The sequence below is a fragment of the Coriobacteriia bacterium genome (assembly GCA_034370385.1).
GTDB lineage: Bacteria > Actinomycetota > Coriobacteriia > Anaerosomatales > PHET01 > JAXMKZ01.
In genome coordinates this window covers 1-8,004 of record JAXMKZ010000057.1, presented here as the reverse complement: position 1 = coordinate 8,004, position 8,004 = coordinate 1, and the positions used below count along the sequence as shown (strand labels likewise).

The 8,004-nt window shown below is 66.4% G+C and carries 9 protein-coding genes; all 9 read right to left on the bottom strand.

Going from position 1 to position 8,004, the window contains the following annotated elements; genetic code table 11:
* A partial coding sequence (locus U1E26_11700; protein MDZ4170300.1) for a hypothetical protein occupies positions 1–549 on the bottom strand: 549 nt, incomplete at its 3' end.
* Positions 550–688: 139 nt separating this feature from the next.
* Entirely contained in the window at positions 689–1,189 is a 501-nt protein-coding gene (locus U1E26_11695; GenBank protein MDZ4170299.1) for a DUF3368 domain-containing protein, read from the bottom strand.
* A complete protein-coding gene (locus tag U1E26_11690; GenBank protein ID MDZ4170298.1) occupies positions 1,182–1,433 on the bottom strand; it encodes a UPF0175 family protein in 252 nt (83 codons plus the stop codon). Before U1E26_11690 ends, U1E26_11695 begins: the two co-directional genes overlap by 8 nt.
* A gap of 68 nt (positions 1,434–1,501) precedes the next feature.
* Positions 1,502–1,804 carry a hypothetical protein gene (locus tag U1E26_11685; protein MDZ4170297.1) on the bottom strand — a complete coding sequence of 101 codons (303 nt, stop codon included), beginning with the start codon at positions 1,802–1,804 and terminating at the stop codon, positions 1,502–1,504.
* A gap of 46 nt (positions 1,805–1,850) precedes the next feature.
* On the bottom strand, positions 1,851–4,040 hold the full coding sequence (locus U1E26_11680; GenBank protein ID MDZ4170296.1) for a hypothetical protein: 2,190 nt from the start codon (positions 4,038–4,040) through the stop codon (positions 1,851–1,853).
* A 329-nt stretch (positions 4,041–4,369) separates the two neighbouring features.
* Complete coding sequence (locus tag U1E26_11675) at positions 4,370–6,208, bottom strand: N-6 DNA methylase (protein MDZ4170295.1); 1,839 nt, start codon at positions 6,206–6,208, stop codon at positions 4,370–4,372.
* A 680-nt stretch (positions 6,209–6,888) separates the two neighbouring features.
* Complete coding sequence (locus tag U1E26_11670) at positions 6,889–7,089, bottom strand: hypothetical protein (GenBank protein MDZ4170294.1); 201 nt, start codon at positions 7,087–7,089, stop codon at positions 6,889–6,891.
* A gap of 77 nt (positions 7,090–7,166) precedes the next feature.
* Positions 7,167–7,466 (bottom strand): hypothetical protein, encoded by a 300-nt coding sequence (locus tag U1E26_11665; protein MDZ4170293.1) that lies wholly within the window; start codon positions 7,464–7,466, stop codon positions 7,167–7,169.
* Between the two features lie 92 nt (positions 7,467–7,558).
* Positions 7,559–8,004, bottom strand: a 446-nt coding sequence (locus U1E26_11660; protein MDZ4170292.1) for a hypothetical protein, incomplete at its 5' end; no start/stop codon positions are given.

Below are 8,004 nucleotides of genomic sequence, written 5' to 3'. Positions count from 1 at the left end.
CTCCACCGCGATCCGGGGCTGGACCCGCGGCAGCTCGGGGGCGACCGGTGCCTGGGCGACGGGCGGCGAAACGGGGGGACGAGGCGCCGCCCGCCCCTTGGCCTTGGGCGCCGGTGCCTTGGCCTGGCGCGCGGTGCGCGGCGGGGGGACGGCCCAATACGCCCCCGACCACAGCTGCAGCATCCAGTAGGTGAGCGCCGGCCCCCCGCGGAAGTGACGGGTGACCTCCTGCCGGCGGTCGAGGCCGTGGCGTTCGAGCACCTGGCGGCCCTGGTCGGCGAGGCCCTGGCGGATCAGCACCAGGGCCCGTAGCAAGTGGTCGCAGGGCAGGGGCTGGTAGCGCTTGCCCAGGCGCTTGAGGTAGCGCAGGCACAGGTCAGGCTTGTCCGCCACCAACGCCCCCAGGGCCGCGAAGTGCACGATGCCGGCATCGGCGGGGTGGTCCCGCAAGGCCTCCTGGGCCACGGCCAGGGGCTCAGGCGAGGCCCCCTTGTCCAGGGCTTCTTGGATGCGTTCGACCCAGGTTTCGACGCTGGCTGGTTCGTTCATGGGGTGCCTGCGCTCCGCGCGAGGTTGAGGGCCAAGAGGCGCGCCACCGGGTCTGGCCGGGTCAGGCGCCAATGGTAGAGGTTCCCAAGGGTGCTCTCGCGGCGCTGCTGGTGCCTTACGGGCCGCCAGGAGCGAGGTGCTACTCTCCCGCCTCTCGGCAGAGCGCCTCGATGAGGCGGTCCGAGAGGCGATACCCGTTCGCGCGCAGGGCGTGTGCCAGCGGCCGAACGGCAGAAACGAGGCGAGCTCGTTTGGCTTGGAGCAAGACGCCTGCCACGCCCTTGACCCGGAGGCGGTAGGCAAGTTCGGCGATTCGGCGCGCTCTTCGGTCGTCCATCAAGACGAGCCGGGCCCCCGCCCGCGTGGCCAAGGTGATTGCTTCCGTTTCTCCTCGGCCGAGCTCTTCGGCGAGCAGCGGTTCGGCCATCTCGACGACTTCGACGCGCTTGGCCCAGCCAGCGGCGCGGAGCTCGGAGGCTCCGGGCCTGCCTGCTCCGATCTCTACCACCTCGCGGAACACGGCTCCGGGAACCAGACTCTCCCCATAGATCCGACCGAGAAGGTCCAACTGCCCGATGCACGCCAGCGCGATCAGCGGCCCGCTGTTCGACACCACGGGGCCGGGCCGTGCCTCAGGCATCGGCAAACTCGCGGCGGAGCTCTTCCGCATCCAGGTCGGCCACGTCCATGCCCATGCGACTCACGGCGAACAAGAAGTCCGCGTGGCCCATGTCCGCCATCTCCGCTGCTTTTCCCGACGACAGCCGACCGCGCTCGAACAGCCTTGCCGCGAGCAACAGTTTCGCCTCTCGCACGAATTCAGCGCGGCTCTGGCCGGTCGCGAGCAGAACCTCTTCCGGGAATTCGATTGCCACGGGTTGCATGAGGTCTACCTCCTTTCGCCTGTTCCCCTAGATACGCCCGGCGCCCTGGTGGAGCAAGCGCGGAGAGATCAGCCACCGCCCGCCCGCTTCTGATTGAGCGCCAGCAGCCGGGCGAGGAGATCGTCGTCGGTGAGGTCCGCCGGCCAACCGTAGGCGGCCAGCACGGCTTCGTCGAGCCGGCGGTGGGCCAGGTCGAGCCAGGCGGGGCGCTGGTTGTACAGGTTGGTGAGGGTGCGCTGCTGGAGCTTGGCGGCGTCCTCGGAGGTCTGGGGCACGAGGCGCGGCCACGAGGCGGTGCCGACGCCCCGGGCGTCGGGGTCGCGGACGTAGCGCGCCCAAGGCCCGTCGGCCGAAGCCGGGAACTCCAGCACTTCTTCCCGGGTCCACTCCGGCGGGTTGAGCCAGCGTTCCCTCAGTTCAGACCTCCTGACCTCTGTGGACTGGGGATGAGACCAAGTCGTAGATCAGACGGAGGTTTGTGCCAGGAAACACGACCTCGGTGGCGGTGAGTTCAGCGCAGAGGTGTCGCACGGCCTCGGCCGTCGCCCTGTTGGCCAGATGGTGCAGCCGCACCGTCAGGGTTCCTGCCTCTTCATCGGGCAGCAGGTCTGCGGCGGTGGTGTAGATCCCCCGTAGGAGGGATCGAGCGTCCTCCTGGCGTGACATCTTCTCCCGGAGTACGTGAGCCATGGCGGTCTCGGCCCGGTAGGCAACCATCTTGATCGTGTCGATGAAGTGCTTGCTCTTGGTTCGAAGCTGGGCGAACCGGTCGGCCTCTGGCAGTTGACTCATCGGGATGTGCTTGTTCTCCGCCTTGCGCTTGACCTTCAGATCGGTGATTTCCGCCTGGAGGTGCTCCATCTCTTCCTGAAGGCTCGCCTTCTTCTGCTCGTCCTGCTCCATCTTCACGGAATCGAGTTCCCCGTCCAGCGTCAGGGCGCCGAAGAGGGCGGCGGCGCGGCTCAGACGGGTGTTTCGCCGCCGGATCTCTCCCCCGAGCCGCCGATACTCCGGATTGATCACCCGTGTGGTCTCAGCCAACTCCTCGGTGCCGTACTCGATGAGCCGGTCCAGGTTGTAGTGTTCGCGCATGTAGCGAAAGAAGTTTTCCTGAGACCACCTGGCGAACATCGCCGCCGCTGCGGGTGCGAGATCCGTGCGGTAGTCGGTGGAGAGGATGGCGGTCTGGTGCCCGTCTTCCATGAGCCGTCGCAGTTCGCGAACCCAGACCTTGCCGCTCAGCCAGGTCCCCCGTTCGGCTAGCCGCATGCTCACCCGGTTGCCCGATACGAGCGTCACCTCTCGCTCGACGAACTCCTCGTCGCGCCAGGGCGCCTTCGGATGCTTGTGGTAGGTGAGACAAGCGATGCGCCGCTCGCGTAGCTTGCGCAGAAGCTCTGGGCTGTACCCCTCTCGGTCGAAGACCACCGTGAACCGATGCAGCAGGCGATCGGCCTTGAGCTCTTCCGCCGTGGCTTGGCCTGGCACCTCCCGTTCCAGTCGCGGGAGGATTTCGTCTTCGAGCACCCGGATCAGCCCCGGATCCACCGGTTGGGTCACCAGGAAGAAGGGCTGACCGTCCATCGCGTTGACCCAGTAGTCCGTCGTCGCCCGCAAGCACAGCCGTTGGCGCGAGACGTAGTGGCGGGGCAACGACGTCTGGTCGCCGTGGTAGACGCGCACGTGGCCGTCCACGTACAGGATCTGCGCCTGCTCGGGGGAGGCCTTCATCCACTCGGCACAAAGCGCCGCGCTCCACGCCATCGGCTCGGCGTGGTCACACAGGTGGGCGACCTTGCGGCGAGCCGTTCGCACCTCCGGAACTCGATCTAACCCCAGGAGCTTTCCCCATTCTCCGGGGGCGCAGTACCGAAGCTGCTCGAAGGACTTCACCCGCGCCAAGGCCAGGAACGCCAGCAAGAGCAACAGGCTCGGCACGCCGTAGTAGCCCTTCGGCAGCCGCAGGAACTCCGACGCTCGGTGCAACAGCCCCGTGACGCAAAGCGCCGGCAACGCCAGCAGGACCCCGCCGTTGGCGACGTCGGCGGCGGCTTCGAAGCGAGGCTCCACGGCCTGGAGCAAGCCCAAGCTCGCCGCCACCCGCTCTGCGGTGTTGGTCGCCCCAACTCCCATCTCGGCCGTCTGATCCGCCACGCTACGCTGGCTCTTGGTGCTCAGCGCCGAAGCCTCAGGGGGCGACACCCCTTGCGCTGCGTCAGGCCTGCGAAGCCGCCCAGCCTGCAGCGCCTTCTGCACCGTATTCGTCTTCAACCCCAACCGCCCAGCCACCTGCGAAGGAAGCAACCCCTCCGCCAAGAGCGCTTGGGCTTGCAGCAATACCTCCGGAAGCATCACCGCCGGTCCCCGTCGGGCGGGCTCTCGGTAGAAGCCGGAGGGCCCCTCCTGCCGATAGAGCTTCACCGCACGCTTGACCGTGATCGGAGCCACCCCAAATACGCGGACGATGTCGGATTGCTTCACCGTCCCGTTCCCGTAGAACTGGCTGGTGATCATCCGAAACGACGCCACGTCCTCTTCGTCATGCCCGAACACCGGCATCTGCCCGTTGAAGTACGTGATGCGACCGTCCTTCCTCGAAACGGCCAACTCACTGGTTAGGTGAACCACCCCTGCTGGAAAAATGGGCAACTGAATCTGTGGCATCCTATCTACCGTTCTTCCAAAGCTGACCCACCCGGGGGCCAAATCCCCCTTCCGCGTCCGCGATCGGTAGCTTCCCAAAATCCAGGCTTCTGGAACACCAAAATCCGCGCACCACCGGGAACCCCACGTCACCCCTGCCTTTCTGCGTGAGGTCTCTTCTTGCCATTGCCCCAGAGATCAGGAGGTCTGAATTTATAACCGGTTATAGCCCCATCCCCGTATAACTGCTTATAACTGCCCGCGCCGCCACATCTCCGCATGAGCCCGCCTCTTCACACCCCGATCCTCCGCAGAATCGCTTTCAGCGCCGCATCCGTCGCCCGCGCCTCCGCCTCCAGGGCCTCCAATTCCTCCACGATCTCGGGGATCGGCCGGTACTCGTCGGCGTCGCCGGTGTGGATGTAGCGGCTCGGCGAGATGTTGAAGTCGTTCTTGGCGACCTCGTCGCGGGTGACGACGCGGGAGTACTTCTCGACCTCGCGCCACTCGGTGAAGGTGTCGGCGATGCGGACCACGGCGTCGTCGGGGAGGTAGTTCTTGGGGTCGCCCTTGACGAACTCGCGGCTCGCGTTGAGGAGGAAGAGCTTGCCGCGTCTCTCGGGCGCCTTGGCCTTGTTCAGCACGATGACGATGCCCGGGGCAGTGGTGTTGTAGAAGAGGTTCTCCGGCAGGTAGAGGACGCCCTCGATCACGTCCTGCTCTACGAACCAGCGGCGGACGTCCTTCTCCTTGTTGGTGTTGGCGTTGCCCGAGCCACGGGAGGCGGCGCCGGTGTCGAGCACCACGGCGGCGCGTCCCTGGGGCTTCAGGCTCGCGAGGATGTGCTGCATCCAGCCCCAGTCGGCCTTGTTGCCGGGATAGCCCGCGCCCTTGGGGAAGCGGTCGAAGGGGTCGGCCTCGTAGTCGTGCTCCTTAAACCAATCCTGGTTCCACATGGGGTTCGCGACCACGCGGTCGAAGGTCTGGAGGCGGTTGCCGGCGCGGAACTTCGGGTTCTTGAAGGTGTTGCCGATCTCGATGCGGCCCTCCAGGTCGTGGATGATCATGTTCATGTTCGCCATCGCCCAGCTCGCGGGCTCGTACTCCTGACCGTGGAGCTTGAGCGGGGCGTATGCGGTCTTGCCGTCGGCCTGCATGCGCTGGCGCAAGACGAGGTCGAGCTTGATCAGGAGCCCCGCGGAGCCGCAGGTCGGGTCGTAGGCCGCCATGCCGGGCTCCGGGGCCATGATGCGGGCCATGACGAAGCCGACCTCGGCGGGCGTATAGAGTTCACCGCCGCTCTGGCCGGCGCCCTCGGCGAACTTCCGGATCAGGTACTCGTAGCTGCGGCCGATGATGTCAGGCTCCACGTCGGCAAGGCCGAGGCGCTTGGCGCTGATCTTCTCGATCAGGGCCGAGAGGCGGTCGTCGTCGAGGTCGCGCACGCCGTGGGTGGTGGCGTTGAAGTCGACGCGGTCGATGATCCCCTTGAGCAGCGGGTTGGCGTCGGCGATGGCGCGCAGGTGGGTGGTGAGGCGCTCGCCGAGCTTGTCCGAGAGGGTGCGGATGACCGACCAGACGGCGTGGTCCGGGTTCTTCGGCTCCAGCGGCAGGTAGAAGCGCACGAGCTTTTTGTCGTGCCGGACGAGCTGAAAGGCCCGGGCCCGGCCCCGAACCTCGGCGGCGATGCGGTTCAGTTCGTCGTCGAAGACGTCGCAGAGGCGCTTGGTGAAGATGAGGGGGAGGATGTAATCCTTGTACTTGCCGGCGTCCTTGGCGCCGCGGATGGAGCAGGCCGCGTCCCAGATCCAGGACTCCAGGGACTTGTCGGGGGGCTCGACGGCGGATGCGGTCGTGCTTCTGTTCTTCCGCCGGGGAGCTTCTTCTTTCGCGGGCTCGGTCGCCGGGGCCGGCAGATCGGGAAAGGGAAGTTGCCCCGCCCCACGGGCGGTGCTCGGGCCTTCCTTGCCGAGCACCGATTCCAACCGGGCGAGCTGCTCCGGCGACGGGCTCGCCTTCCCGGTTTCCCAAAGCGACACCTGGACCTGGCTTACGTCAACCCGTGCCCCGAGGGTGGCCTGCGACCCCCCCCTGGCTTTTCGTCCCCGCCGGATCCGCTCTGCCGTCGTCACGCCGCCCTCCCGTCATTCGAACTCTTCTGCCCGAGAATCCGATCCCCCGGTGAGTGATACTGCCGGTCGACCGTGGCCCGCTCTGGCCACTATCCGAGCAGAGAATACGCCACAGGTGCATGACCTTGCCAGCAAGACGGCCAGCCAAGTGCCGGGTGAATAGGGGGCCAGCGTGGAGGGCGACTCCGTGGCGCCAGCCGCGCCCTTCGCCCGCCGCCGCTACCTTTGGTCTCTCGTGCCCTGGCCGTTTCGGGCCCACCACAGGTGCAGCGTGTTGATGTGGGCGCGGCGGATGTACTTCTCCCTCGCCGACTGAAAGCTGATCTTATTTGGGGGGCAGACCGCGCCGCGGTCCCCGGCGGCTGTCGCGCGTAGTACCGCGATGCATAAGTTCGTGTGCTCTTCCGTCACCCCGGCGAAAGCCGGGGTCCAGAACCCCGGGGCCTGGATTCCGGTTTGCGTCGGAATGACGACAAGGGACGCGATTCCCTCACGAACTTCTGGTTTGGGGTCGTAGGCTCATCGCGCCTCTACGAGGGTCAGCCGCCACACCAGTCCTCCACCACGAGTCCGGGCACTTGCTCGAAATCTCGGCGATTCCTTGTGACGAGAACCAAGTCGTTGCAGAGAGCGGTGGCGGCAATTCGCAGATCCCGGGTGCCGATGCGAAGGCCGGCGGCTCAAAGCGTCTGGCAGCGCTCTTCGCAAGTCGAATCGAAGGGAACCACAGCGATGGTTTCGAAGAAACGAACGGTCTCCAAGAACTTGGCGTACGCTCTGACTCTAGCAGCGGGCTCGAGCCGGTGCGTCAAGATGGCCATTCGGCCTCGGAGCATCTCTTCGACGGTGATCACGCTGACCGCCAAAGAGTCGGCCGGCAAGGAGGCAAACCTTACCCGCAGGCTCGCGTGTCCCCGTTCGTGGAGGCTAACGTGATCGGTATCGAGGAGAAAGCGGGTCATGTCGCTGGGGCCGCGTTCGCCGCAGCCCGAAGCCTGCGTAGCTCCTCGTCGAACTCCTGGAAATCGGGATCGTCTGCCGAGCGGCCAAACGCCTCTTCCCAAGGGTTACCCGAAAACCTCCCGGGTACGGAGACTTGTACGAGCTTGGCTGTTGAGAGCCACTTCTCCAGCGCTCTTCCAACTTTCTCGACCGCCTCCTGCTCGCTCTCTGCCTCCGCTCGCAGCCCCGGGATGCCCAAGGCCCGAGCAACGTAGCGTGTCGGCGACTTGCCACGAACGACGACAGGGTATTGCATCTTCTCTCTCCTTCTCAGGTTCCGGACCCAGGTGGCGAGTCTACCACCGGTGCCCCGGGGCATTGTATGGGAGGTCCTTCTGAACAAGACTCCTACACCGGACCGTCCGTAGCGTGGGTCGAGCGAGATGGTTCCACCGCCGCCATCAGGTGCAGACGACACCGACGGTCCTGTTGCTCGACGGCAACTTGCCGGACTGCGGCAGCGGTTATCGCCCCGAGGCCCCCGTCGGACGCCACGTAGAGGAGGGCCGCATCTCCCAGGTGGGCGAGCTGAGCCCACTCGGTGGCGGTGAGCCACACGTCGCCGCCGGCGTCCACCTCTCGGGCCACGAGGTAGCGGATGTCGACGCCATCGTCGCTCTGGCTCACGGCGTCGTAATAAAGCTCCTCGCTCCGGACGTCCTGAAGTCTTCGCCCCTGACGCGCCTCGGCCTCGGCGACGGTCGCGACGAGAAGGTCGGGGGCCCTGGCTCGACCGGCCACGACTCGCACCGGCACGACTGCGGCGACGCCCAAGAACTCGGGCACCCGCGGCA